21 protein-coding genes and 1 pseudogene are annotated in these 25,707 nt (G+C 68.3%); 15 read left to right on the forward strand and 7 right to left on the reverse strand.

Annotated features, from left to right (window positions below; translation table 11 throughout):
- Positions 1-69: 69 nt before the first annotated feature.
- Positions 70-813: a PaaX family transcriptional regulator C-terminal domain-containing protein gene (locus JW364_RS00115; RefSeq protein WP_307814659.1), complete on the reverse strand. Its 744-nt coding sequence runs from the start codon at positions 811-813 to the stop codon at positions 70-72.
- A 121-nt stretch (positions 814-934) separates the two neighbouring features.
- Between JW364_RS00115 and JW364_RS00120 the strand changes: the two genes are divergently transcribed.
- From JW364_RS00120 to JW364_RS00130, 3 genes and pseudogenes are all read left to right on the forward strand, one after another.
- Complete coding sequence (locus tag JW364_RS00120; protein WP_205333315.1) at positions 935-2,584, forward strand: acyl-CoA dehydrogenase family protein; 1,650 nt, start codon at positions 935-937, stop codon at positions 2,582-2,584.
- Positions 2,585-2,642: 58 nt separating this feature from the next.
- Positions 2,643-3,614: pseudogene (locus JW364_RS00125) on the forward strand (crotonase/enoyl-CoA hydratase family protein).
- A gap of 369 nt (positions 3,615-3,983) precedes the next feature.
- Entirely contained in the window at positions 3,984-5,228 is a 1,245-nt protein-coding gene (locus tag JW364_RS00130; protein WP_205333314.1) for an HNH endonuclease signature motif containing protein, read from the forward strand.
- A gap of 143 nt (positions 5,229-5,371) precedes the next feature.
- On the opposite strand, the gene JW364_RS00135 is transcribed toward JW364_RS00130, so the two are convergent.
- Positions 5,372-6,340: a cation diffusion facilitator family transporter gene (locus JW364_RS00135; RefSeq protein WP_205333313.1), complete on the reverse strand. Its 969-nt coding sequence runs from the start codon at positions 6,338-6,340 to the stop codon at positions 5,372-5,374.
- Between the two features lie 81 nt (positions 6,341-6,421).
- Here JW364_RS00135 and JW364_RS00140 point away from each other — a divergent pair, with 81 nt between their 5' ends.
- From JW364_RS00140 to JW364_RS00150, 3 genes are all read left to right on the forward strand, one after another.
- On the forward strand, positions 6,422-6,847 hold the full coding sequence (locus tag JW364_RS00140; RefSeq protein ID WP_223259060.1) for an ankyrin repeat domain-containing protein: 426 nt from the start codon (positions 6,422-6,424) through the stop codon (positions 6,845-6,847).
- A 66-nt stretch (positions 6,848-6,913) separates the two neighbouring features.
- A complete protein-coding gene (serS, locus tag JW364_RS00145; protein WP_205333312.1) occupies positions 6,914-8,173 on the forward strand; it encodes a serine--tRNA ligase in 1,260 nt (419 codons plus the stop codon).
- A 14-nt stretch (positions 8,174-8,187) separates the two neighbouring features.
- Entirely contained in the window at positions 8,188-9,123 is a 936-nt protein-coding gene (locus tag JW364_RS00150) for an EamA/RhaT family transporter (protein WP_205333311.1), read from the forward strand.
- 56 nt (positions 9,124-9,179) lie between these two features.
- Here JW364_RS00150 and JW364_RS00155 read toward each other — a convergent pair whose 3' ends face one another.
- Both JW364_RS00155 and JW364_RS00160 read right to left on the reverse strand, forming a co-directional pair.
- Positions 9,180-10,853 carry an HNH endonuclease signature motif containing protein gene (locus JW364_RS00155; protein ID WP_205333310.1) on the reverse strand — a complete coding sequence of 558 codons (1,674 nt, stop codon included), beginning with the start codon at positions 10,851-10,853 and terminating at the stop codon, positions 9,180-9,182.
- A 253-nt stretch (positions 10,854-11,106) separates the two neighbouring features.
- Positions 11,107-11,682 carry a TetR/AcrR family transcriptional regulator gene (locus JW364_RS00160; protein WP_205333309.1) on the reverse strand — a complete coding sequence of 192 codons (576 nt, stop codon included), beginning with the start codon at positions 11,680-11,682 and terminating at the stop codon, positions 11,107-11,109.
- Between the two features lie 73 nt (positions 11,683-11,755).
- On the opposite strand from JW364_RS00160, the gene JW364_RS00165 reads away from it, so the two are divergent.
- From JW364_RS00165 to JW364_RS00185, 5 genes are all read left to right on the forward strand, one after another.
- Positions 11,756-12,175, forward strand: coding sequence for a VOC family protein (locus JW364_RS00165; RefSeq protein WP_205333308.1), 420 nt, complete (start codon positions 11,756-11,758; stop codon positions 12,173-12,175).
- Between the two features lie 142 nt (positions 12,176-12,317).
- Positions 12,318-13,835 carry a GMC family oxidoreductase gene (locus JW364_RS00170; protein WP_205333307.1) on the forward strand — a complete coding sequence of 506 codons (1,518 nt, stop codon included), beginning with the start codon at positions 12,318-12,320 and terminating at the stop codon, positions 13,833-13,835.
- A gap of 84 nt (positions 13,836-13,919) precedes the next feature.
- The gene (locus JW364_RS00175) at positions 13,920-14,852 is read left to right on the forward strand and encodes a DMT family transporter (RefSeq protein ID WP_137809872.1); all 933 of its coding nucleotides are present in this window, start codon (positions 13,920-13,922) and stop codon (positions 14,850-14,852) included.
- 29 nt (positions 14,853-14,881) lie between these two features.
- Positions 14,882-16,135: a lipase family protein gene (locus JW364_RS00180; protein ID WP_137809873.1), complete on the forward strand. Its 1,254-nt coding sequence runs from the start codon at positions 14,882-14,884 to the stop codon at positions 16,133-16,135.
- 40 nt (positions 16,136-16,175) lie between these two features.
- Positions 16,176-16,685, forward strand: coding sequence for a GNAT family N-acetyltransferase (locus JW364_RS00185; RefSeq protein WP_205333306.1), 510 nt, complete (start codon positions 16,176-16,178; stop codon positions 16,683-16,685).
- 72 nt (positions 16,686-16,757) lie between these two features.
- Here JW364_RS00185 and JW364_RS00190 read toward each other — a convergent pair whose 3' ends face one another.
- Positions 16,758-16,970, reverse strand: a complete 213-nt coding sequence (locus JW364_RS00190) for a hypothetical protein (RefSeq protein WP_058250921.1) — start codon at positions 16,968-16,970, stop codon at positions 16,758-16,760.
- Positions 16,971-17,273: 303 nt separating this feature from the next.
- Here JW364_RS00190 and JW364_RS00195 point away from each other — a divergent pair, with 303 nt between their 5' ends.
- On the forward strand, positions 17,274-19,598 hold the full coding sequence (locus JW364_RS00195; protein WP_205333332.1) for a molybdopterin oxidoreductase family protein: 2,325 nt from the start codon (positions 17,274-17,276) through the stop codon (positions 19,596-19,598).
- A 47-nt stretch (positions 19,599-19,645) separates the two neighbouring features.
- Here JW364_RS00195 and JW364_RS00200 read toward each other — a convergent pair whose 3' ends face one another.
- Positions 19,646-21,250: a Rieske 2Fe-2S domain-containing protein gene (locus JW364_RS00200; RefSeq protein ID WP_205333305.1), complete on the reverse strand. Its 1,605-nt coding sequence runs from the start codon at positions 21,248-21,250 to the stop codon at positions 19,646-19,648.
- A 216-nt stretch (positions 21,251-21,466) separates the two neighbouring features.
- Here JW364_RS00200 and JW364_RS00205 point away from each other — a divergent pair, with 216 nt between their 5' ends.
- From JW364_RS00205 to JW364_RS00215, 3 genes are read left to right on the forward strand one after another with little or no spacing between them, the layout of a single operon-like run.
- Positions 21,467-22,237, forward strand: a complete 771-nt coding sequence (locus JW364_RS00205) for a 1-acyl-sn-glycerol-3-phosphate acyltransferase (protein WP_058250924.1) — start codon at positions 21,467-21,469, stop codon at positions 22,235-22,237.
- A gap of 38 nt (positions 22,238-22,275) precedes the next feature.
- Positions 22,276-23,088 (forward strand): 1-acyl-sn-glycerol-3-phosphate acyltransferase, encoded by an 813-nt coding sequence (locus JW364_RS00210; protein ID WP_205333304.1) that lies wholly within the window; start codon positions 22,276-22,278, stop codon positions 23,086-23,088.
- On the forward strand, positions 23,088-23,927 hold the full coding sequence (locus tag JW364_RS00215; RefSeq protein WP_065631260.1) for a Cof-type HAD-IIB family hydrolase: 840 nt from the start codon (positions 23,088-23,090) through the stop codon (positions 23,925-23,927). The genes JW364_RS00210 and JW364_RS00215 overlap by 1 nt, the downstream gene beginning before the upstream one ends.
- 28 nt (positions 23,928-23,955) lie before the next feature.
- Here JW364_RS00215 and JW364_RS00220 read toward each other — a convergent pair whose 3' ends face one another.
- On the reverse strand, positions 23,956-25,689 hold the full coding sequence (locus JW364_RS00220; protein WP_065631259.1) for an N-acetylmuramoyl-L-alanine amidase: 1,734 nt from the start codon (positions 25,687-25,689) through the stop codon (positions 23,956-23,958).
- Between the last annotated feature and the right edge of the window lie 18 nt (positions 25,690-25,707).

Raw genomic sequence — 25,707 nt, forward strand, 5'->3', positions numbered from 1 at the left:
GTGCGCCGATGGCCGGACCGGGCCGATGCACCGCATGACCGCGCCGGTCGGGTTCGGAGACCCGGTTCCTCACTCCCCGTCGGGTGCCAGGTGCCGGGCGGTGAGTCCGGTGAGCTCGCTTCGAAAGCCCTCGTACCCCTCGCGGAGCCGATCCCCGGGCCAGGCGTCGGGGAGGAGTTCCGCGGGCAGGAGCGGGTCGCGGAGGATGTGCCGCACGATGGCGGCGGCGACCTCGAATCGATCGGCGACCGTCGCCGCGGCGGCGAGTGCGTCGAGCAATTCGTCCGCGGTCGCGGCCCAGGTCGACGGCGTGAACAGTCGTGCGGCCAGCTCGGTCGACGCCTCCTCGGGAGCCGCCCGGAAGAGGCTCAGACGGCGGCGCAGTTCGGGTGGGAGCTCGATGTCGAGGTTGGCCGGGCGGGCCCAGACGCCCTCCCGGATCTCGCCGAGCCGGGCCTTCCGCAGCGTGTCGCGCAGCAGGGCTCGTTCGGTCGAGCTCTCCGAACCGATCGTCACGATCGCGAGATCCCAGCTGCCGTCCCAGTCCCGTCGTGCCGGATGGAGTGCCCGATCCTGGCGCTGCTGTCGTTCGACCAGGCGGGGCGAGAGTCGGCATCTGCCGTCGATGCGTTCCAGGTCTCCCGCCGCGACCAGACGCGTCAGCGCCACCCGCACGGTCGATTCGCGGAGCCCGAGCTCGGTGGCCGTGGCCAGGAGCCCGTTGGTCGACGCCTCGGGGGAGTCGAGGCCGAGGAGGGCGCTGAGGATGACCGATCGCGCCGTGAGCTTGGGAATGTCCACGCGTCCGGGCACGGCGTCGATGCTATCGGGCGGGATCGGCTCGACGGCCACGACGGATATTACAAAACTCTGGCGCACAGCAGAATGATGTAATACCGTGGATCGCGACCTCCACCAGGAAGCGGGTTCCGCCATGTCCACCCACGTCGTCACCAATCAGGTCCCCGAACTCGTCGACTTCGACGCCGCGGACACTCCGGCCATCTCCGAGGCGGTTCACCGCGCGGGCGCCGACCACATGCTCGAGGACCTGCACCGTATCGGCCGTCTCGCCGGTGGTGCGGAAGCGCTCGGATGGGGCGACCTCGCCGAGTCCCGCCCGCCGGAACTGCGGACCCACGACCGCTACGGCAACCGGGTGGACGAGGTCACCTACGACCCCGCCTATCACCACCTCATGCGGACGGGTATCGGTTTCGGTCTCGGTGGTACCGCATGGTCGGATCCGAGTCAGACGGCGCACTTCGAGCGTGCGGTGAAGTCGAGCGTGTGGGGTTCGGTGGACGCCGGGCACGGCTGCCCGTTGTCGATGACCTACGGGGTGGTGCCGGCGCTGCGGGCCAACCCCGAACTCGCCGGGCTGTACGAGCCGCTGCTCGTCTCGACGACCTACGATCCCGGTCTCCGGGCGCCGCTGTCGAAAGCGGGGCTGACCGCCGGGATGTCGATGACCGAGAAACAGGGCGGCTCCGACGTTCGCGCGAACACCACCACGGCCGTCGTCCAACCGGACGGTACGTACCGCATCACCGGCCACAAATGGTTCACCTCCGCACCCATGTGCGATGTGTTCCTGGTGCTGGCGCAGGCGCCGGGAGGTCTGTCGTGCTTCTTCGTGCCGCGGGTGCTGCCCGACGGATCCCGCAACACCTTTATGCTGCAGCGGCTGAAGGCCAAGCTGGGCAACCACTCCAACGCGAGCAGCGAAGTCGAGTACGACGACACGGTCGGGTGGCTCGTCGGTGACGAGGGCCGCGGGGTGGCGACGATCATCGAGATGGTGAACATGACCCGCCTGGACTGCACCCTCGGCTCGGCGACCGGCATGCGGGTCGGCGTCGCCCAGGCCGCCCATCACGCCACCCACCGCCGGGCCTTCGGCGCCGCGCTCGTCGACCAACCGCTGATGCGCAACGTGCTGGCCGATCTCGCGGTCGAGTCGGAAGGAGCCACGATGACGGCACTGTGGCTCGCGGAACTGACCGACAAGGCGACCGCAGGCGACACTCGGGCGGATGCGCTGCGGCGGATCTCGCTGGCGGTCAGCAAGTACTACGTGTGCAAACGCGCCCCGATCCATGCCGCCGAATCGCTGGAGTGCCTGGGCGGCAACGGATATGTGGAGGAGTCACGGATGCCGCGGCTCTTCCGGGAGTCACCGCTCATGTCGATCTGGGAGGGGTCGGGGAATGTGGCCGCGCTCGATGTGTTGCGGGCGATGGCCAAACAGCCCGACACGGTGACCGTGTTCCTCGACGAGATCGACAGTGCGGCAGGGGCGGACCGGCACCTCGACGCCGCGGCCGACGAACTCCGACGCGAGCTGGGCGACCTCGACGCGATGCAATACCGGGCCCGGCGGGTCGTCGGCCGCATGGCCCAGCTCCTCCAGGCCTCCCTGCTGGTGCGGTACGGCCATCCGGCGGTCGCCGACGCGTTCGCCGCGAGTCGGCTCGGCAACGACCGGGGGGACGTGCTCGGCACCCTGCCGTCGGGGATCGACACGGCGTCGATCATCGAACGGGTGACGCCGAAGACCGTGCAGGACAACGTCCGTCATTGAGTCGTCCGGCTCGCGGCCGGCCGCGTGGCGCGACGACCTGCGCGACGGTGCGGACTCGTTGTTCGCCGGCCGCGCCGGACGCGAGCCGGATGCCGACTACCGCACGCTCACCTACGAGGTCACCGGCCGGATCGCCCGTATCACCTTCAACCGACCCGATCAGGGCAACGCGATCACCGTCGACACCCCGTAGAACTGTCGCACGCGGTGGAGCGCGCCGATCTCGACCCCGGTGTCCACGTGATCGTCGTATCCGGGCGGGGCAAGGGCTTCTGCGGCGGATACGACCTGTCGATCTTCGCCGAGAACGGCGGCGACCCGTCGCAGGACGTCGATCCCCATACCGTCAACCCACGGACCGGCACCGTGCTCGATCCCGTTGTGCAGGCACGCAATCACGACCCGGTCCGCACCTGGGATCGATCCCATGATCGACTACGCGATGATGAGCAGGTTCAACCGCGGTTTCGCCAGCCTGCTCCACGCGAACAAGCCGACGGTCGCCAAGCTGCACGGGTTCGCCGTCGCCGGCGGCACGGACATCGCCCTCTACGCCGACCAGATCATCTGCGCCGACGACACCAAGATCGGGTACCCGCCCACCCGGGTGTGGGGTATCCCCGCCGCGGGGATGTGGGCCCATCGGCTCGGCGATCAGCGCGCCAAACGGCTGCTGTTCACCGGCGATTGCCTGTCGGGAAAACAGGCGCACGAGTGGGGGCTGGCCGTCGAGGCGCCCCCGGCCGACGAACTCGACGACCGGACGGAGGCATTGCTCGAGCGGATCGCCCGCATGCCGATCAATCAGCTCGTGATGGCCAAATTGGCGCTCAACAGTGCGCTCCTGGCTCAGGGCGTCGCGAATTCGGGGATGATCAGCACGGTCTTCGACGGCATCTCCCGCCACACCCGCGAGGGCTACGCCTTCCAGCAGCGGGCCGCGACCGTCGGGTTCCGGGACGCCGTCCGCGAACGCGATGAGATCAACGGCGACTGGAAGCGTGCTCAATTCCGCGCGCCGACAGAGTGATCGACGCCGCACTGGCGTGAGCGAAGTGCGCCCCTTTGTACCCTGACTGGCGTGAGTGAAGGGCGCCCCACCGACCCCTGAGCTGAGGAGCGTCTGGAGCTTGCGGAGGGCGCGGCCCCCACCGCCCCCTGAGCTGAAGGGCGTCCGGAGCTTGCGGAGGGCGCGTCACGAAGGGTCCGGCGTCCGAGGCGGTGCCCCCCGTGTGTACCCGTCCGACGTCTGTGACTGGTGGGGTTTCTGTTCACCACAATCCACCACGGTTCACCGCTGGGGCACGAGTGACAGCGACTGCTGTGCAACAGGATTCGATGACAATGAGGGCTGTGGAGAAATCTCGTCGTCGAACGTGATTGCGAGTAGCTTGGTGTCATGCCCTCGATCACCGAACTCCGCGACACCCTCACCGTCCTGCAACCACCGCCCGACGACGGCAGTGGTCGTGCCCTGCACGAGCGGCTCGACGAGCTACGGATGCTGCGCAACGTGCTCGACCACCAGATCGCGTTTCACACAGCACTTTTCGACGCCACGAGTGCGGCAGCGCGGGCGGGGTCGACCACACGGAACGCACTGATCGAGATGGGCATGCCACCCGCGGCCGCGTACCGCTATGTGCGGATCGCCGGCGGGCTGGAGTCGGTGCCGAAGGTCGCCGACTGTGCTGCCGAGGGCTATCTGTCTGCCGAGTGTGTCGACGCGGTGATCCGTGGAATCACTCTGGTGAACAAGCGATCCGCGTCACCGCTGTCCGACGACGAGCGCAGCGGATATGAGAGCGAGTTGCTTGCGCAGGCATTCTCCGGCGCCACCCCGACCGAGATCGACGACCACGCCCGCGGGATCGCCCAGCGGGTCGCCGACACCGACCCCAGCACCGTGCCGGCGGCCGATGACGCGTCGCTGAACACCGTGCACACCCACATCACCGAGGAGGGTCGGGTCGCGATCACCGCAGATGTGACCGCGGTGATCGGGGAGAAGTTCGTGTCCATGATCGACGAACGGTCCTGTCCGCGTCCCGAACCCGACGGCGCCGCCGATCGTCGAGGTGCGGCCGAGCGCCGCGCCGATGGGCTGGAGCTGTTGTTGGATCAAGCCGCGATAGGCGCGGCGATGACCACCGCCGGCGCACCACGCACCCAACTCCTGGTGACCATCCCCGCCGACGGGACTGATTCAGCGCGACTGCCCTGGGTCGGGGCGGTCTCAGAGTCGACGACGCGGCGGCTGTCGTGTGATGGTGGGGTGGCGGAGATCGTGCTCGACGACGAGGGCGTGCCGCTACAAATGGGAACCACGAAACGCCTGTTCCCGCACCATCTGCGGCAGGCGATCATCGTGCGCGACCAGTGTTGCGTGAAATGCGGTGCCCCCGCAGCGCATACCCAGGTACACCACCTCGTGCACTGGGCCGATGGTGGTCCCACCGATCTCGACAACGGGTGCCTACTCTGCCAGCGCTGTCACACCCAGGTGCACCACCACGGCTGGCAAGTGGTGATGGGTCCCGACCGGCACCCGTGGCTGATCCCACCCGCCGACATCGACCCGCGACGCCTACCCCGGCCGGCCTACAACCGACGCACCATGCGGCTCGACGACGCTCCCGTCTAGACAGTCCACAGACCAGACCCTCCGGCGTCGACCCGGCGCCACACGACCTTTGACAACTCCACAGTGTGAAACGGAATCACCGGGATCTCGTAGCAAGGACACGGCCTATGGCGCGCCTTTGCGCTACGAGATCCCGGAGAGGATCAGGGTGCGTCGGGCACGAGGTCCGCGTCGCCGGGGGCAGAGAGGGTGAGTACCGCCTCCGTGATTCGCGGGTCGCGCTCCAGCTCGTTCTCGAGTTGCCGGAGAGCGGTGGCCACCGAGGACTCGGCGTCGTCACCCGTGAAATCGACGGCGGCGACGAGGAACAGCTGAACGGGCCCGGTGTACTCGACGTGCAGGTAGGTGACGCGCTCGATGTTGTTGTGCGCGAGCAGGTCCCGGAGGACGCGCTGCTGGACGGCGTCGTCGACCGCCTGCCCGAGCAGGAACCGCCTGTTCTGGTTGATCAGGACGATGGCGACGACTCCGAGGAGCACGCCCACCAGGATCGACCCGATCGCGTCGTAGGTGGCCGACCCGGTGACCTGGTGCAGGAGCACTCCGACGAAGGCGATGGCCAGACCGATGAGCGCGGCCGCGTCCTCGGCGAAGACGGCACGGAGAGTCGGGTCGGAGGTGCGGAAGACCTGTCGTAGCAGACCGATCCGACGCATGACCGCGCCGCGCTTCGCCTGTTGATACGACCGCACGAACGAGATGCCCTCGAGTACCGCGGCGATCGCCAGGACCGCATAGGCGATGCCGTAATCCGTCGCCGGCTCCGGTGACAGCAGTTCGGTGATGCCGTGCTGCACCGACACCGCGGCTCCGACCGCGAACAACCCGAACGCCGCGAACATCGACCAGATGTACGCCTCGCGTCCGTAGCCCTGTGGATGACGGGCATCCCGGGGCCGATGCGCGCGTCGTTCCGCGATCAGCAGCAGGATCTCGTTCCCGGTGTCGGCCCACGAGTGGGCCGCTTCGGCGACGAGCGACGCGGAGCCGGTGACCATCGCGGCGCCGGTCTTGGCGACGGCGATCAAGAGGTTCGACACGAACGCGATGACGACCGTCAGGAAACTCTCGCCGGGTCCGCCGGATTCGTGCTGCGCGTCGGGAGGAGTCACTGCGCCGAGTCTCCCACACGATGCGGTGCCCGCGGCCTCACCCAGATCGAGGGAGTGTCGGCCGCGCCTACACTCGCGGGAGTGGCAACCCATTCCGACGATGCATCCGAGGCCGGGCCCGGCATCGACGCCCCGGGCCCCGAGGTCGTCGAACTGGCCACCCGACTCTTCGACATGGCGCGGTCCGGTGCCACCGACACGCTCGCCGGTTACCTCGACGCCGGCGTCCCGGCCGATCTGCGTAACCAGTCCGGTGATTCGCTCCTGATGCTCGCGGCCTACCACGGCCACGCGTCGACGGTGTCGGCCCTCCTCGACCGCGGTGCCGACGCCGACCTCGCCAACGACAAGGGGCAGACGCCGTTGGCAGGCGCGGTGTTCAAGGGTTTCGACGACGTGGTGCGGGCGCTCGTCGACGCCGGGGCGGACCCGCATGTGGGGACTCCGGCCGCCGATGCCGCGGCAGCGATGTTCGGCCGTGAGGACCTGCGTCGTCTGTGGAGCTGAGACCTAACCGGGGACCGCGGCGGCGTGATCGGGTTCGCATCGCGCTCTCAAGTAGGGTTTGAAGTCGTGATCGACCTGAAGACTGTTCGCGACAACCCCGACCTCGTCCGCACCTCACAGCGCTCTCGCGGTGAGGACCCGGGCCTGGTGGACGCGCTGCTCGCCGCCGACGCCGAGCGCCGGGCGGCCATCGTCGAGGCGGACGCGTTGCGCTCCGAACAGAAAGCTCTCGGCAAGCAGGTCGGCAAGGCACAGGGCGACGACAAGCAGGCGCTGCTGGCCAAAGGTAAAGAGCTCGCCGAGCAGGTCAAGGCCGCGGTGGCGCGCCAGTCCCAGGCCGATGCGGCCGCGGCGAAGGCCCATCGGGCCATCTCCAACATCGTCGCCGATGGGGCGCCCGCCGGCGGTGAGGACGACTACGTGGTCCTCGAGCACGTCGGCGAGCCCCGCGACATCGAGAACCCGAAGGACCACCTCGAACTCGGTGAGTCGCTCGGACTGCTCGACATGGAGCGCGGAGCCAAGGTGTCGGGGTCGAGGTTCTACTTCCTCACCGGCCAGGGTGCGCAGCTCCAGCTCGCACTGCTGAACATGGCCGTGGCGAAGGCCACCGCGAACGGGTTCACCCTGATGATCCCGCCGGTGCTGGTGCGGCCGGAGGTCATGGAGGGAACCGGGTTCCTCGGCGCCCATGCCGACGAGGTCTATCACCTCGACAAGGACGACGACCTGTACCTGGTCGGCACGTCGGAGGTGCCGCTCGCGGGGTACCACATGGACGAGATCCTCGACCTGTCCGACGGTCCGAAGCGCTACGCCGGCTGGTCGACCTGTTTCCGTCGCGAGGCCGGCAGCTACGGCAAGGACACCCGCGGCATCATCCGCGTCCACCAGTTCGACAAGGTCGAGGGCTTCGTCTACTGCCGGCCCGAGGACGCCGAGGCCGAACACCAGCGCCTGCTGGGCTGGGAGAAGGACATGCTCGCCGCCATCGACGTGCCGTACCGCGTGATCGATGTCGCCGGCGGCGACCTCGGCTCGTCGGCTTCGCGGAAGTACGACTGCGAGGCCTGGGTGCCGACGCAGGGCACCTACCGCGAGCTGACCTCGACGTCGAACTGCACCACGTTTCAGGCACGACGCCTCTCGATCCGCTACCGCGACGAGAACGGCAAACCGCAGACCGCCGCGACGCTCAACGGAACGCTGGCGACCACCCGCTGGCTGGTCGCGATCCTGGAGAACCACCAGCAACCCGACGGTTCGGTTCGGCTGCCCGCCGAACTCGCGAAGTTCGTGGGCACCGACGTGCTCACCCCGCGTTGAGCTGAGCTCCTGTCATGACCGCCGGCATCGTGATCGCGGTGATCGGTTCGCTGGCGTTCGCCGCGGCAGCGGTGCTGCAGGCGCTGGGCGCCGAGCAGGTCGCGCAGCGAGCGGCGATCCGTGAGGAGCGCCGTCGGTCCGCCGCTCCGCATCCGTCGTTGCGCTCCACGGCGGCCACGATGCTCACGGTGCCGTTTCTCGTTGGATTCGTCTTCGACATCATCGGTTTCGTCGCGACCATCGCGTCGGCACGGCTGATCCCGCTCTTCTTGTCGCAGACGATCATCTCCGCACGGTTGGTGGCCACCGCGCTGCTGGCGATGGTGGTCCTGAAAGTAGGCTTGACGCTGCGGGATTGGATCTCCGGGGCGGTGATCGTGCTGTCGTTGGTGCTGCTCGCGCTCTCGGCGGGTCGCGAAGGCGTGGAGCACGATGCGTGGATGCACTGGGCGGTACTCGTTGCCGGACCGGCGCTGATCGCGCTGGGCGTCATCGTGATGCGCCGCTTGCGTAAGCACATCGCGGCGGTGACCGGGCTCATCGCCGGGGCCGTCTTCGGTGTGATGGCGGTGGCCTCTCGCATCCTGGACGGTCTCGACCCACTCGATCTGTCGGTGTTGTTCACCGATCCCGCGCTGTATGCGTTGCTGCTCAGCGGGATCGGCGGTTTCTACCTGTTCACCGTGGCGCTGCAGACCGGCTCGGTCAACGGTGCGGCCGCCGCCTTGGTCGTCGGTCAGACGGTCCTGCCCGGGGCGGTCGGCATCGCGTTCCTCGGCGACGTCACGCGTGCCGGATGGGGTCCGGTCGCGATCGTGGCCTTCCTCGGCGCAGTTCTCGGCGGCGTCGTACTGGCGTCGTCGGGTGCGGTCACGGCGGTCGAGACGGCCGATGCGACGAATGCGCCTCGCGGGTACGGCCATCCGCCCCGCGGAGTCGAGCACCGGTGAGGAGCTGACCGGGTACGCGCCGAATGCGGCTCACCTGCTTGATGAGTAGGTCGCCGTCACCGGTGGTCGGTGAGTATGCGTGCGAGTTCTGTTTCGACTGGGGGCAGGGGTTTGGTGGTGAGGTGCTCCAGCGGTGCCGGTGGGTCGACGAGTCGTCGATAGGCGAGTTCGAGCTGCCGGCCGCTGTCGCCGTAGCCGACGGCGTCGGCGCGCGACCGGGTCGGGCGTGACGAGTTCGGGCGCGACTGGTTTGGGCGTGATTGACCGCCGGACCTGGTTGGGGGTCCGTGGATCTGCTCGCGCACGGTGTTCAGGTGTTGTGTGAATCGCCGGGGTATGTCGGGTCGGCGGTTGATGTGTTCGGGGTTGGGTGGTGCGCCGGGTTCGGCGTTGAGTCGCCAGATGCAGCGGCCTTCGTCGGGTCCGGATCGGGCGATGCGGGTGGTGTATTGGCCGGGGTGGTCGCCGACCATCCGGTTGTGGCGGGGACAGGCTGGGGCGAGGTCGTCGATGTCGGTGAGTCCACCCTTGGCCCAATCCTTGTGGGCGTGGTGGAGTTCGACGTGGGTGGCGGGCTGGTCGCAGCCTGGTGCCGAACATACTTCACCGTCGGGGCGGGCGAAGGAAACGAGGCGTTGTTCGCGGGTGGCCAGTCGTTTGCCGCGCCCGAAGTGCAGGGGGACGGTGGTGGCGTCTTTGAAGATCGCCAACCACGGTTGGACCTGACCGGCCATCGCGATCAAGTCCCGGATGGGCAGCAGGGTGCCGGTGGCGGTGGTGGCGAGTCCGGCTTCGCGGATGAGGTCGTTGAGGTCGGCTTTGATGATCAGTTGCACGGGCAGGCCGCGGTGCGAGGTGCCGAGAGTTCCGTCGGCGAAACCTGCGGCCAGGGCGGCGTCGAGGGCGTCGTGGTTGATCTGCGCGGGAGTGCGGCTGTCACGGTCGGCTGCGGTGGTCAGGGCGTCGGGGTCAGCGGTGCCGGCGGGTCCGGACGGTGAGTGGGGGTCGTCGGGGTTGTTGAGTCCGGGTTTGCCCCACACGGCGAACATCATGGTCAGTCGGGCGGCGAGTGCGGGGGTGAGGGTGCCGGAAATCTTGGCGGTGCCATCGGCGCGTTGGCGGCCGATCCACAGGTTGCGGCGTCGTTTCTGGTCGGTGTCATCAGCCAATGTGCCGTCGGGGTCGAGGTGGGCGAGCAGCCGGGCACCGAGTTGGGTGATGTCGGCGGGGGTGTGGTCGGTGGCGATCTCGGCCATCTGCCGCTCGGCCGCGACTTTCACGTCGTGGTCGATTCCGTGGGGAATCTGGTCGAGGACATCGAGGGCGGCCTGCACGTGTGCGGAACCGACCGCTCCCGCAGCGAACGCTTCGGCCAGGGTGGGGTGTTCAGGTGGTAGGACCTCGCCGCCGAGGCTGGTCCGGGTCGCGGTGGCGTCCATCTGCTTACGACGCCGCATCGGGTTCGACACTCGTAGCCGGTGGGTCATGTACTGCATGAGTGTTCGGCACCCGGCTTTGCGGGGCAGGTCGCGGGCCTCGACCTGATCGATCTGCCGGTCACCGGCAACAGTCAACCGTGCGATCGCTTTCTCGGTGTCGGCTGCCACTTCGGCCAACTCGGCATCGGTGCACGGCCCCAGGTCGACCGTCTGCAACTCATCGACGATGCGGTGGAGGTCGGCAACCAACTCGACGGCACGCGGCTGCGGCGTCGCTGATCCGTCAGACATGGCCACCCCCCGAGAACCGTTGCTGCGAATATACGTTCGAGTGTACAGCACAGCCGGCGTCTCGCAACCCGAAAACGTCTGCTGTACAACGCTATTCGGAGTCAGAAACTTGTCGGTGTCGTGTGGTATGGGCGCGTGGGACTGCCGGCCCATCGATCGTGGAGTCCCGCCCGGCGATCCTGTCCGTGGCTCACGGAACGTGCGTCGATGCTCTGTGCTTGCATCGATACTGCTGTGTCACACCAGAGTTCGTTCACATGATCGCGCCGAGTAGCCGATCCAGTGCTCGGTGTGTCCGTTCGCGGGCGGTGTCGTCTTCGGGGTGGCGGGCGAGCCAGAGGGCGGCCTCGTTCATCGCACCCGACAACAGCATCGTCATCACGTCGACCAACTCGCCGTCGACGCCGACCGCCTCCAGCGCTTCGCGCAGGTGGGCGGCCGACCCCACTTCGTCGAGTCGTCGCCATTCCTCCCAGCCGACGACGGCCGGGCCGTCGATCAGCAGGATTCGTACGGCGGGTCCGCTGGTGATGGCATCGACGAAGGCGTGTGAGCCCGCGCGCAGTTGGCGCGCCGGGTCGGTGCCCGCGGATTCGGCGGCCGCTACGACGGCTTCCGCGACCCGCTCGTGGCACGCCGCGGCGACCGCCGCGAACAGCGCGCCCTTGTTGCGGAAGTGGTGATAGACGGCGCCGCGGGTGACGCCTGCGGCCTCAGCGACGTCGTCGAGGGACACGTCGGAGAATCCACGACCGGCGAACTGACGGGTGGCGGCGGCGAGGACGGCACGGGCCGTCTCGGCTGCGGCCGCGGCGGAGGCTCTCGGCACGGAAGGTTCCTTTACGTACGATGCGTATGTATAGTCGGTTATACAAACACATCGTACGTAAAGGGGCTCCATCATGAACGTCACCAGCGTCTACCCGGTCCTCATGTCCACCGACGTGGCCGCGGCCTCAGACTTCTACCAGCGGGTTCTCGGCTTCGAGGTCACCTTCTCCGCGAATTGGTACGTCAGCATGCGCACGGGCGTGTTCGAGCTGGCGCTCGTGGACGCGGCTCATCCGACGATCCCCGAGGGCCACCGCCGACCCGCCGCCGGACTGCTGGTCAACATCGAGGTCGACGACGTCGACGTGCTCTACCGGCGTCTCACGGACGAACACGGACTCCGTCCGGTGCTCGAGTTGCGCGACGAGGACTTCGGTCAGCGGCACTTCATCGTCGAAGGGCCCGACGGCGTACTCCTCGACTGCATCCAGCCGATCCCTGCGGTCGGAGAGTTCGCCGACGCCTACGTCGTCGACGCGTCGACGAACTGATCGCGAGCGCCGACTCCGAATAGGTAGCTCTGCGAACATTTTTCGGAGACTCTGGAGGCGACGCGCGCGTTGCCGCTGCGCTCTGTTGTATTGTCGCGTATCCGAGTATCGTGCTCCTCGGACGCCGACCGAGGACTCGCCGATGACCGAAACAGCATCGAGAAGTGCGGATTTCGTTGTGGTCGGCGCCGGATCCGCGGGGTCGATCGTGGCGTCGCGCTTGGCATCTGGCGGTGCCAGTGTCGTCGTGCTCGAGGCAGGTGGGACCGACCGCCGTCCCGACGTCGCACTGGCCATCGGTCTGGCATCGGTGTACCAGCGGGCGAACTGGCTGTATCCGTGCGCGGCCGACCCGAGCAAAGACGGTTGTGTCGACTCCGTCGCCGCCGGGCGCATCGTGGGTGGGAGTGGGTCGATCAACGCCATGGTGTATGTCCGTGGGCGCGCCGAGGACTACGACCGTTGGGCGGACAATGGTTGTCTCGGTTGGTCATTCGAGGAGGTTCTGCCGCACTTCCGGGCCATCGAGGACTGGGTCGACGGCCCCGACGAGTATCGCGGACGTGGCGGGCCGATCAGTGTCACCTGGTGTGCGCACCGACATCCGATCGACGACGCGTTCATCGATGCGGCGGCGACAGCCGGATACACGCGGAATCCCGACCACAACGGCGCGACGCAACTCGGGGTCTCACGCGCGCAGGTGAATCAGCGGCGCGGGCTTCGGTCCTCGTCTGCGCGGGGATATCTGCACAGATCTGGTCGTCCAGAGTCGTTGTCTGTGCGTCGTCGGTCCCAAGCCGTCGAGATCACGTTCGCGGGCTCCCGCGCGACAGGGGTCCGGTGCGCTGACGGCAACTGGTATCGAGCCCAGCAGGAAGTCGTGCTGTGCGCCGGAGCCATCGGCACGCCCGCGCTCCTACTCCGTTCCGGTGTGGGTCCATCCGGATCGGTCGCCCGGGTCCCCGGCGTCGGTCAGAATCTCCAGGACCATCGTGTGGTGACCGAGGCGTGGCGATCGAAGGTACCGACAATCAACAGCCTCGGCCCGGGCGATCTCGTCCGCGCCGTGGCGGATCTGGTCGCGCGCGGACGAGGTGCGTTCACCGGTGTGCCTTTCGAGGCGGAGCTCTTCACCGACGACTTCCAGATCGCGATCAGCCCCATGCACTACACGATCGACAAGATCTCGGGACGGACCACACTCGAGCGCACCGACGGATTCAGTGTCTCCACGGTGTTGCTACACCCCAACGGTCGCGGCCGGGTCGGCGTCGTCGGCGGACGGCCCCTGGTGGAGTTCGAACGACTGGCTGACCCGGACGACGTCACGACTCTCGCCCGGGGCGTGGCGCTGTCACGGGCACTCATCCGCGACTCGGCGTCGATGCGAGGCGTCGCGGACGGCCTGATCGGCGATGACAAGCGGCCGGTCGACACCGCCTTCCTCGCATCCGAGGAGATCAGCATCGCGCACGCGGCGGGGACGTGTCGGATGGGCGCCGACGACGGCGCGGTCGTGAGCCCGCGCCTCGAGGTCCGGGACACGCAGGGGCTGCGCGTCATCGACGCATCGGTGATGCCGACCCTGCCCTCGGGTAACCCGAACGCGGCGACGATGATGCTCGCGCACCGCGCCGTCGACCTCATCTCGGTCTGATCCGGGCGTCACCCACGAACCAGTCGCCATGCGAACCGACGTCATCGTCCCGCACGACCGCTCGACGGTGGTTACTGTTCGAGAATGCTGATCGGGATCCTCGCGGCGGTGTTCGCGGCGCTGGCGTACGGCACCGCGTCGGTGTTGCAGGCGCGTGGCGCGCAGAGTGTCGAGGACACCGGCGCGCCGGGGGAGGCGCCGTCGCTGCGATCGACGATCACCGCGATGCTGACGGTGTCGTTCCTCGCGGGCACGGCGCTCGACGGCATCGGATTCCTCGGCAACATGGTCGCCGCCCGCATGATCCCGCTGTTCCTGGCGCAACCGATCGTCAGTGCGAACCTCGTCGTAACCGTCGTGCTCGCCACGCTGTTCCTGCACGCGCGGTTGTCGGTCCGCGACTGGACGGCGATCGCGGTCGTCGTCGTATCGCTGGTCGTGCTGGGTTTCTCGGCCGGCGACGAGGGTCACGAGCACGAGTGGTGGCTGCACTGGGCGGTGCTCGTCGTGGGAGCAGCGATCCTGGGACTCGGCGCCGCGATCCTGCCGCGGATGCAGAGTCGTGTCGCGGTACTGGCGGGCCTCTCCGCCGGCGTGCTGTTCGGGGTCCTCGCGGTCGCGGTGCGCATCCTCGACGGCCTCGACCCCTTCGATCTCGGTGAACTGGTCACCGACCCGGCGCTCTACGCGATCATCCTGTGTGGCCCGGGTGGTTTCTACATGTTCACCGTTGCCCTGCAGAAGGGGTCGGTCAGCGCGGCGTCGGCGGCTCTGGTCGTCGGCGAGACGGTCGTCCCCGGTGTCATCGGCATCCTGGTGCTCGGCGACACCACGCGTGCCGGTTGGGGCGCCGTCGCCGTGATCGCCTTCGTCGCTGCCGTGGCCGGCGCGGTGGTGGTGGCGATGTCGCCGGTGGTCGAGGCGGTCGAGCGGGCCGGTGAGAACCCGGTGCCGGACGACACCTCCGGGGGCGCCTCGGGCCAGTCAGACCCGAAGGCGGAACGAAAGACGCCGTAGACGCCGCATATCGGGCAGGATGACGATCCATGCGGCTTCTCTCCCGCGGCCTCGGAACGCTGACCGCGATCCTCGGGCTGACGACGACCCTGTCCCTCCTCGCGCCCACGGTGTCGGCGGCGCCCGTTCCGGTACCCGCGGCAGCGCCGGCGCAGTTGCCGTCGCAGGACCCGTTCTACGATCCGCCCGCGGGTTACGAATCGAGTTCACCGGGTGCCGCGCTACGCACGCGGCAGGTCGAGTTGGGTTGGCGCGGAACCAGTATTCCGATCTCGGCCACCCAGATCCTCTACCGGACGACGAACCAGTTCGGCAGGCCGACGGCGACGGTCACCACGGTCATCTCGCCGCCGGGCGCTGCCGCCGGGACGCCGCGCCGCGTCGTCTCCTACCACTCGTTCTACGACGCACTCGGCTCGCAGTGCGACCCGTCGTACACGCTGCGCGGCGGCAACGCGAGCGAGGCGCCGATCGACATCACGCTCATCTCCGGTCTGCTCGCCGCCGGTTACACCGTTGCCGCCCCCGACTACGAGGGCCGCGGGCTGCGCTGGACGATGGCGCGCGAATCGGGGTACGCCGCGCTCGACGGCGTGCGTGCCGCACTCGGTCACCTGCGGGCGCCGGCCCGGACACCGATCGGACTGTTCGGCTACTCCGGCGGATCGATCCCCACCGGCTTCGGTGCAGAGCTGGCGCCGCGCTACGCGCCGGAGCTGAACATCGTCGGGGCCGCCGCGGGTGGCGTGCTGGTGAACCCGGCCAACAATCTGGGCTATGTCAACGGCAGCGAGAACTGGGCCGGCGTGATCCCGGCTCTGATGGCGGTGTACGCCGAGACCTATGGCATCGACATGCGGTCCTACCTCTCCCCGAAGGGCAAGCGGGTCCTCGGACAGGTCGCTGGGGAATGCATCGAGGCGTTCGCCGACAAGTACCCGGGTCTGACCGATCACCAGCTCCTCGTGCCGACGGTCGGCGGCCTGCTGGACGTTCCCGGTGTACGACAGGCGATCTCGCAGAATGTGATGGGGACGCTCGGCACTCCGCGTAGCCCCATGATGCTCGGGGTCGGCAACGTCGACGGCACCGGTGACGGTGTGATGATCGCGGCCGATGTCGCGCGCCTCGCCGGCTCGTTCTGCAATCGTGGGGTGCCGACGACGTTCACCGAGTACCGCGGCTCGAACCACACCCGGGCGTTCATCCCGTGGAGCGCCGAGGCGCTCGGCTTCCTCAACAGTCGCTTCTCCGGGCAGCCGGCCGGCGGGTGCGGTCGGTGACAGCGACCGTCACAGCATCACGACGGCGTGCGGACAACCCGTGAGCAGGTGGGCGACCCGCGCCGAGCGTGACGGGGACGCCGACGCGATCCGCGACGTGGTGATGGCGGCGTTCCCGACCCCCGACGAGGCGCGGATCGTCGATGAGCTGCGGGCCGACAGCGACGCCTGGATCGACGGGCTCTCCATCGTCACGACCGACGCCGACGGCACGATCGTCGGGTACGCGTTGTATTCGCGGTGCCGCGTCGACGCGGCACCGGCGCTCACGCTCGGACCCTGCGCCGTGTTGCCGTCGTGTCAACGGTCCGGGGCGGGCTCCGCGGCGATCGTCGCGGGTCTCGACGTTGCCCGCGCACACGGCGAGAACTTGGTGGTCGTGCTCGGCCACGCCGAGTATTACCCGAAGTTCGGTTTCGTCCCCGCGTCCCGATTCGGAATCCGCGCACCGTTCGACGTCCCGGACAAGGCGATGATGGCGCTGCGTCTCGACGATGCGCGCCCGGTGCCGAGCGGGACGATCACCTACCCGGCTGCGTTCGGGGTCTGAGAACGGACTTCGCGCCCCGGGAGACCCGGGGCGCGAAGGGTGGCCGACCTCGTCCTGCCGAGGGGAGGCGGTTCAGTCGGCGTCGGCGGACGGGCTGGCGTTGGTGCCCCCGTCCGAGACCTCGAAGTTCTTCCACTCGCCGTCGTCGTGCACCTGCATGACGGTGCCGAGGCTGTCGTCCGGTGCGGCGACGGTCTTGAACCAGTCGTATGCGCCGGTGGCATCGTCGAACTCTTTCTCTTCGACGACGTTCTCGCTCGAATCGATGACGCGGTACTTGGCCATGATGTTCTCCTCACGGTCGTTGTGTGCGACTCGCGGTCTGACGTCGTGTCCGGCCGTGAGCCCTGTTCCTCATCGTAGAAATCTGTCCGCGCCCGGGACCCCCTTGCCGAGGTCGTCGAGCTCGGATCGTGTCGCGCGCAACGGGTCGGTAACGGGTCGCGAGCGAACGTGCCGGAGGGCTACCCACAATCGCGTCGGAGTAATCGGCCGGCGTCGAATCGCGGTCCACGGACGACGAATGACTCCGGACGCGGTTGGGTACACCCCGACGGTCCGAAGGCGTCGTGACGTCGTGGGGAGGGAATCGTGGCCGATCGCATCGACGACCTCTGGGGCGGGCGCACCCCGTACGCGCCGGGTGAACGATGGCCGGCCCGGGTCGATCAGCATCTGGGCCACGGGATCGGTCATGACGAGGTACAACGATGGGTTCGCTCGGCGTCGGTCCTGCACTCCAACGGCGACGCCCTCGACATCGCGGTGGTCGACGACCGGATCGTCGGCGTCCGCGGCCGGGCCGATGACCGTGTCAACCGTGGTCGCGTCGACGTCAAGGATCTCTACGGATGGCAGGCCAGTTCGTCTCAAGACCGACTGACCCGCCCGCTCGTCCGGCAGCACGGTCGGCTGGTCGAGGCGACGTGGGACGACGCCATGGGACGCATCGTCGAACGGTCCCGGTCCTTGCTCGACGAACACGGACCCGCGGCAATCGGCTTCTACACGTCCGGACAGCTCTTCTTGGAGGAGTACTACACGCTCGGGGTCATCGCGCACGGGGCCATCGGCACCGACCACGTGGACGGCAACACCCGGTTGTGCACTGCGACGGCCGCGGAAGCGCTGAAGGCCTCGTTCGCCAGCGACGGTCAGCCCGGCACCTACACCGATTTCGACCATGCCGACACCATCGCGCTGTTCGGTCACAACATCGCCGAGACCCAGAGCGTCACGTGGATGCGCATCCTCGACCGACTCGCGGGTCCACACCCGCCGGCCATCGTCTGCGTCGATCCGCGGACGACGCCGGTGGCCCGGCATGCCACCGTCCACCTGGCACCGCTGCCCGGCACGAACGTCGCGCTGATGAACGGGCTGCTGCACGAGATCATCGCCAACGACTGGGTCGACCACGACTACATCGACGCGCACACAGTCGGTTTCGACGACCTGCGTCGGATGGTCGACGACTATCCACCGGAACGTGTCGCCGAGATCTGCGATGTCCCGGCCGACGATCTCCGTCACGCCGCACGTCTGTTGGGCAGCGCCGAACGACTGGTGTCGACGGTGTTGCAGGGCTTCTACCAATCGCACCAGGCGACCGCCGCGGCGGTTCAGGTCAACAACATCCACCTCATCCGGGGGATGCTCGGGCGGCCCGGTTGCGGTCTGCTGCAGATGAACGGCCAGCCCACCGCCGAGAACACCAGGGAGTGCGGGGCCGACGGCGATCTCGCGGGGTTCCGCAACTGGGAGAACGACGCGCACGTGCGCGAACTGGCCGACCTGTGGAACATCGAGAAAGACCGGCTCCCGCATGAAAACCCGCCCACCCACGCGATGGAGATCTTCCGCCTCGCCGAAGAGGGGACGATACGGATGCTGTGGATCAGTGCCACGAATCCCGCCGTGTCGCTGCCGGAGCTGGGGCGAATCCGGGCGATCCTCGAACGGGACGATGTGTTCGTCGTGGCGCAGGACATGTTCTCGAATGAGACGACCGCACTCGCCGATGTCGTACTCCCGGCCGCCGGATGGGGTGAGAAGACGGGCACGTTCACCAACGCCGACCGCACTGTGCACCTGTCGGAGAAGGCGGTCGATCCACCCGGCGAGGCCAGAGCCGACCTCGACATCTTCCTCGACTACGCCCGTCGCATGGATTTCCGCGACCGGGATGGGAAGCCGTTGCCCCCGTGGACGGATGCCGAATCCGCTTTCGACGCCTGGCGGGCGTGCAGCGCAGGCCGGCCGTGCGACTACAGCGGGATGACGTACGAGCTACTGCGGACTCGCGGTGGCGTGCAGTGGCCGTGCACCGCGGACGCTCCCGGCGGTACCGAGCGTCTCTACGCCGACGGTCGGTTCTACAGCGCGGCGGACTACTGCGAGTCGTACGGCAAGGATCTGCTCACCGGCGAGCCGCTGCAACCCGACGAGTATCGCGACCTCAACCCGGGGGCGCGGGCGCTGATCAAGGCGGCGCCACACCTGCCACCTCCCGAGAGTCCCAGTGCCGACCACCCTTTCGCGCTGATCACGGGACGAACGGTCTACCACTTTCACACCCGAACCAAGACGGGCCGCGCACCCGAACTCGACGGGGCGGCGCCGGATGTGTGGGTGGAGGTCAACGCACTGGATGCCGCGCGCAGCGGTGTGCACGACGGTGACCTCGTCGAGATCGCCAGCCCGCGCGGCGCGATCACCGCAACGGTGCGGATCGCCGCCATCCGTCGCGGCGTGCTGTTCGTGCCCTTCCACTACGGGTACTGGGACGCCGACGACGACACCGGGAACCATCGCGCGGCCAACGAGCTGACCATCACCGACTGGGACTCGGCGTCGAAGCAGCCGATCTTCAAGATGGGTGCCGCGTCGATGACGCTCGTGACTGCGAAGTGAGGGATTCGTACCGGAATCCGGTACGAATCCCGCACTCCTCGATCCGGCTACGAGTCGAGCTTCGACGCGCGGAGTTCATGCCCCTTCGACGTCAGGCAGCGTCCCGTGGGCAGATCCCACTGCCATCCGTGCAGATTGCAGGTCAGCTTCTCGCCCTCGATGACCCCGAACTTGCCGAGATCGGCCTTGAGGTGCGGGCAGCGCCGCTGGATCTCCCAGCCGTCCTTGGTGATCGACGCCGAGTCGTCGTGTGCTTCGGCGAACCAGCCGTCGGCGTAAGCGATCCGTTCGTCGGTCAGGCACTTGAAGAAGGTGTAGAGGAACTCGTTGTAACCGCCGATGCGCCAGGTGGTGAACCGCGTCGACAGGAAGATGGTGTTGACCCAGTCGGGCTCGTTGTCGCGCAGGACGGTCCGGACCAGCTCGGTGGCGATCCGGAAACCGTAGCGGTACTTGCCCTCTCCCTCCTTGGGCTCGCGCACGATGCGGTTCGGGAAGTCGATCACGACGGTCTCGGTGGCGTCGTTGGCCGGGCCGCCGCCGGGGGTCATCACCAGTCCGACGGGGTAGCCGATGCCGTCGCAGATCAGATCCGACTGCGCCATGATCGGCTCGAACAGCTCGCGGAGGGCGCCGATCAGCGGCTCGCCCTCGGCCGGTGCCCACGTGGCCTTCTCCGCGGCGATGACCGGTGCGAACTTCTCCTTCATCCGCTCGAGGTAGGCCCGCTTGTTCTCGCCGAAGACATCGGCGGGCGCGTAGGGATGGGTGACCTCGTTCAGCGTCGGTCCCGAGAAGTCGGCGACCGAACCCGACACCATCATCAGACCGCGGTGCTTCTCGCCGTCGTCGGTGCCGTGGATGCGCATCTGCTCCAGGAAGGTCTCCTGGTCCGGGAAGATCGACGTGGTGTCCGCGGTCTCGCCGGACCCGAAGTCGTTGAGGTAGAACAGCTCCTCGTCGAGGAACATCGGCGGTCCGGCCGACGGCACCACCCACGTCGCCCCGACCTGCTCGATATAGGAACGCGCACGGTCCATTCCGCGCTGACGTTTCTGAGAGGCGAAGTTGGCCTTGGACTTCCGCGGGATGTCGTAGACCATCGGGTACCAGATCGCGCCGGAGTACTGCAGCAGGTGGACGTCGACGTGCCCGAACGCCTCGTCGACGACGTCCAGGTCGATCGGCCGGGCGTCGTTCATGTTGAAGCACACCGTCTCGCCGTCGGAGACGATGAGTCCACTGTCGCCGATCGGGCCGTCGGCGGGCGCCCGCAACGCGATGATCATGACGTCCAACGAACCCTTGTCGTTCGTCACCGTCGTCTTGACCGAGTCGGTGGTTTCCACGAACTTGGAGAATCCGAGCTTCTCGAGTTCGCGGCGCAGGTCCGGCACCGGGTAGTCGGGGAGCAGGACGGTGGCGTCCTTGTTCACGTTCTCGCGCAGGTTCCGCTCGTCGAAGTGGTCGCGGTGCAGGTGCGAGACGTAGAGGTAATCGCAGTCGCCGAGCGTCTTCCAGTCGAGTTCGGAGTTGTCCGGGAAGGGCACCCAGGAGGCGAAGTACGTCGGGTTGACCCAGGGGTCGCAGAGGATCGATCCGGCGGTGGTCTGGATGTGGAAACCGGCATGACCGATGCTGGTGATCTGCACGAAGGGGCCTTTCATGGTGTGCGCGGGGCTGCGCGGCAGGGCACTACAGACGTCCAGGGTATCGAGCCGTGCCGGGCCGGTGCGTGGGCCATGAGTCCCGCGGGATGCTCACCGTGAGGAGTCTCACGGGTCCTGGGGCGATGAACGGCCGGTCACGGCGACCAGGCCGCCGACGGCGGCGAGGGCGCCCGGGGGATAGTGGCTAAGCTCTCTCGCATGGAACCCGTGTACGACACCGTGATCACCGCCGCCCGCCTGTTGTGGCTGGCCGAAGGTCTGAAGTTCAAGGTGTCGGGTGTGGAACACGTACCGGCCGATGGCCCCGGCGTCGTCGCAATCAACCACACCGGCTACCTGGACTTCACCTACGCGGGGATCCCGGCCTACCTGCAGGGTCGTCGCAAGGTCCGCTTCATGGCGAAGAAGGAGGTCTTCGACAACAAGATCTCCGGGCCGATCATGCGTTCGCTCAAGCACATTCCCGTCGACCGCGCGCAGGGTGCGGACAGCTACCGCAACGCGGTCGAGTACCTCAAGCGCGGCGAGCTCGTCGGCGTCTACCCCGAGGCGACGATCAGCCGGAGCTTCGAGCTGAAGGCCTTCAAGTCCGGTGCCGCCCGCATGGCGATCGAATCCGGCGCGCCGATCGTCCCCACGGTGATCTGGGGTGCGCAGCGTGTGTGGACCAAGGGGCACCCCAAACAGCTGGGGCGCACCGGGTACAAGATCTCCATCGGCGTCTGCGAGCCCCTCGAGGCCACGGGCAGCGCCGACGCCCTCACGGCCAAGCTGCACGAGGTCATGAGTGCGAAACTCCTCGAACTGCAGGATGCCTACGGCGAGCACCCGAAGGGTGAGTTCTGGGTCCCCGCCCGGCTCGGCGGTTCGGCGCCGACACTCGAGGAGGCCAACCGGATGGACGCCCAGGAGCAGGCGGAACGTGCCGCCAAACGCGAGCCGCGGAAGGACGACCCCGGGGTCGTCTGATCGACTGTCGGCCGGTGAGGCGGCGTTAACCTGGACCCATGAGCGCAGCCAGGCACGGACACCGCGAGCCGGTGTATCGCACCTTGGAGCTCATCGCCAACGGGATCGTCCGGGCGCAGGCTCTCGACCTGCACTTCACCGGCATCGACAACATCCCCGACTCCGGCGGCGCCGTGCTGTGCGTCAACCACACCGGCTACGTCGACTTCCTGCCGCTCGCGCTCGGGGTGCAGCGGGCCGGACGCCGGACCCGTTTTCTCATCAAGTCCGAGGTCATGGACATCGGGATCATGCGGTTCCTGGTCAACCACACCAAGACCGTCCCGGTGGACCGGTCGCGCGGCGCCGAGGCCTATCGAGCCGCGCTCGGGCGGCTGCGGGACGGCCACATCGTCGCGGTCTATCCGGAGGCGACGATCAGCCGCAGCTTCGAGCTCAAGGAGTTCAAGAGCGGTGCGGCCCGGATGGCCGCCGAGACCGGGGTGCCCATCATCCCGGCGATCGTGTGGGGTGCCCACCGCCAGTGGACGAAGGGCGGACTGCGGAACATCGGCCGGAGCCGGCTGCCGGTGCATGTCCGGTTCGGTCTGCCGTTCACCCCAGCTCCGGGCGAGTCCCCCGAGCGTGAGACCCTGAGGCTCCGCGACACCATGAACTCGATGCTCCTCGAGGTCCAGGACGCCTACGGTCCGCACCCGCCGGGTGAGTTCTGGGTTCCGTCGCGACTGGGCGGTTCGGCACCGACACCTCAGGAAGCCGCGGTGATCGAAGCCGACGAGGCGCTCCGCAAAGCCGAGGCGCGGGCGAGACGAGCCGCCGAGAGATCACGGTCGAGAGAAAGCAGACGCTGATGACATTCGGTCCACCCACACTCATCGCCAGCGACGTGGACGGAACCCTCATCGACGACGAGAACCGGGTCTCCCCGCGCACGCTGGCCGTGCTCGCCGCCGCCCGTGCCGCCGGTACGGAATTCGTGCTGGCCACCGGTCGCCCCCCGCGCTGGATCGCCGAGATCACCGACCAGTTCGCCGGCACCGACGCGTTCGTCCGGTACGCGGTGTGCGCCAACGGCGCCATCATCTACGACGCCGAGCACGACCACGTGCTCTGGTCGGCCAATCTCGAACCCGACGCCCTGGTCAAACTCGGCGAGATCGCCTACCAGCAGATCCCGGGATGCGGCATCGCGGCCGAGCGGGCGGGCCGTTCCGCACACGACGCCGCGACCGCACCGTTCGTCGCGAGCGCCGGCTACGAACACGCATGGCTCAACCCCGACCACGTCGAGGTCGGTGACGACGAGGTGTTCGGCGATCCGGCCGTGAAACTCCTGGTCCGTAAGCCGGGCATGGCCTCCGACGAGATGGCTCGTCGTCTGGAGCCGATGGTCGGCGACCTCGCCCAGGTGACCTTCTCCACCGACAACGGGCTCATCGAGCTGTCCGTACCGGGCACACACAAGGCGTCTGGACTCGCCCGGCTCGCCGAGCTCACCGGACTCCCCGTCGATGCGGTGATCGCGTTCGGCGACATGCCCAATGACGCCGAGATGCTCACCTGGGCGGGCCACGGGGTCGCGATGGGACACGGTCATCCGACCGCACTCGACGCCGCCGACGAGGTCACCGTGGGCAACAATGACGACGGCGTCGCGAAGGTGCTCGAGCGTTGGTTCGCCGGAACCTGATCCGTCCCCGCGAATCGCCGGACCCGGCTCAGGCCGCCGGCGGCACCGGGGCGGGGGCACCCGGTTCGACCGGCGGCGCGGGGGCACCGGGTGCGGCCGGCGGAGGTGCCGGGGCTGCGGGATCGGCGGGCGGCGTCGGTTCGGGTGCCGGCGGGGCGCCGCCGGCGAGCGCCCGGATCGCGGTGAGCGCCGCGTAGCCGTGGACTCCCGGACAGCTGGTGCTGTTGTAGTCGCGGTGCCCGGAGATGACCGGCAGGTTCGACTGCGTGCCCGCCGCGAACTTGGTGCCCGCGAACCCCTCTGAGGTCAGCGTCGCCGTGCCCGCCGGGTTGAGTCCGGCCTTGCCGAGGCGCCAGCGCAGGAACTTGCCGGTCGCCGACACCATCGCCGCGGTCGGCGGCGCCTCCTCGAGGTTGCCGATCATCGACACCCCGAGGGTCTCCTTGTTGAACCCGCCGGTGTGCGTGCCCTCGACATTGCGGTCGAGTCCGCCGAACGCGCCCTCGAAGATCTGGCCGTACTTGTCGATGAGCACGTTGTACCCGATGTCGCACCAGTTCAGGCTGCGTGCGTGATAGGCGTAGATGCCCCGGACGATCTCCGCGGACTGCTGCGGGGTGTAGTCGTTGCTGCCGGCCGTGTGGTGCACGATCGCACCGCGCATCTGCGGCGAGTACACCGGCTGCGAACACCGGATGGACTCGTCGGCGCCCCAGGCCTGGCGGGCCACGACCTGCGGTCCGCCGGTCAGCGGCGACAGCAACGACGAACCCAGGCCGAGCAGGCTCTCGGGGCTGATGAGCGTCGCCTTCAGCGCATTGAGGGCAACCGTGGCCAACTCCGTCACCACCGTGCTCGCGGTGCCGACGGCCAGCTGGGCGAGATCGCCGCCCTGGGTTTCCGCCGCCGGGATCGCGAGGCCGTCCTTGCTCGCGGCGACCTGCACCTCACGTGCGTCGCCCACCCAGACCGGTTCGGTACCGACCGGGTTCTTCGCGCTGGGCGCCTGTCCGCGGGAGATCTGCTCCAGGACCGTCCACGGTCCCCACTTGCCGTCGGGGTTCTTCGCACGCAGCTTGAGGTCGACGTCCACGGGTCGCTCCCAGGTGAACGCCACCATCTTGATCGGCGCCTCGCGCACGATGTGCGTGACCGCCGCCCCGACCTCGCGGCCGTCGGCCATCGTCGGTGTCGCCGGGGTCGTGCTGCTCGGGTTCGATCGGGTCGGGGTCCCCGGTGCCCGGTCACCTCGAGGCGCCGGCTGTTCCCGCGTCGTCGACGGTGCCGACCGCTCGCTGCTGCTGGGCGCCTCGGTCGTCGGGGTGGCGGCGGGTTCGGTTGTCTCCGAGCTGGTTTCCGGCGGCGACGATTCTGCCGAGGGGGATTCCGGCGGCGACGATTCTGCCGATGACTCCCTCGACGGCGATCCCGACGGGGCAGAGGGATCGGTGCTCGACGATGAGCCGGCTCCCGGGACGAGACCCTTCGGCAGCGGGACCGTCAGATCCGGCAGCGGGAACGCGTCCGGATCGATCGGCGGCAGTTCGACCCCCGCCGCGGCGAGGCCGGACGTCGCCACGTCGACGATGGCGGCGGGCAGTTCCCGTAACGGGACCTGCTCGATCTCGGTGTTGGAGACCGTCTGCTTGTTGTCCACCAACTGTGGTTCGGACTGGCTCGCGATCACCACGAACGGGCTCGCGACGACCGCGGCGGCGATCGCGGCGAGCGCGATCGAAGGTTTCGGTCTGGGGTAACGCACTCAGGTCTCCTCGCAGGT

The organism is Gordonia sp. BP-119 (genome assembly GCF_016924115.1).
In the GTDB taxonomy this organism is placed as follows: Bacteria; Actinomycetota; Actinomycetes; order Mycobacteriales; family Mycobacteriaceae; genus Gordonia; species Gordonia hongkongensis.

Bases quoted from the DNA above. Each gene is read 5' to 3' on its own strand.
- JW364_RS00155 (WP_205333310.1), bottom strand. From the start codon at position 10,853: ATGTCTGACGGATCAGCGACGCCGCAGCCGCGTGCCGTCGAGTTGGTT.
- JW364_RS00205 (WP_058250924.1), top strand. From the start codon at position 21,467: ATGGAACCCGTGTACGACACCGTGATCACCGCCGCCCGCCTGTTGTGG.
- JW364_RS00150 (WP_205333311.1), top strand. From the start codon at position 8,188: ATGACCGCCGGCATCGTGATCGCGGTGATCGGTTCGCTGGCGTTCGCC.
- JW364_RS00120 (WP_205333315.1), top strand. From the start codon at position 935: ATGTCCACCCACGTCGTCACCAATCAGGTCCCCGAACTCGTCGACTTC.
- JW364_RS00190 (WP_058250921.1), bottom strand. From the start codon at position 16,970: ATGGCCAAGTACCGCGTCATCGATTCGAGCGAGAACGTCGTCGAAGAG.
- JW364_RS00210 (WP_205333304.1), top strand. From the start codon at position 22,276: ATGAGCGCAGCCAGGCACGGACACCGCGAGCCGGTGTATCGCACCTTG.
- JW364_RS00170 (WP_205333307.1), top strand. From the start codon at position 12,318: ATGACCGAAACAGCATCGAGAAGTGCGGATTTCGTTGTGGTCGGCGCC.
- JW364_RS00130 (WP_205333314.1), top strand. From the start codon at position 3,984: ATGCCCTCGATCACCGAACTCCGCGACACCCTCACCGTCCTGCAACCA.
- JW364_RS00180 (WP_137809873.1), top strand. From the start codon at position 14,882: ATGCGGCTTCTCTCCCGCGGCCTCGGAACGCTGACCGCGATCCTCGGG.
- JW364_RS00165 (WP_205333308.1), top strand. From the start codon at position 11,756: ATGAACGTCACCAGCGTCTACCCGGTCCTCATGTCCACCGACGTGGCC.
- JW364_RS00175 (WP_137809872.1), top strand. From the start codon at position 13,920: ATGCTGATCGGGATCCTCGCGGCGGTGTTCGCGGCGCTGGCGTACGGC.
- JW364_RS00215 (WP_065631260.1), top strand. From the start codon at position 23,088: ATGACATTCGGTCCACCCACACTCATCGCCAGCGACGTGGACGGAACC.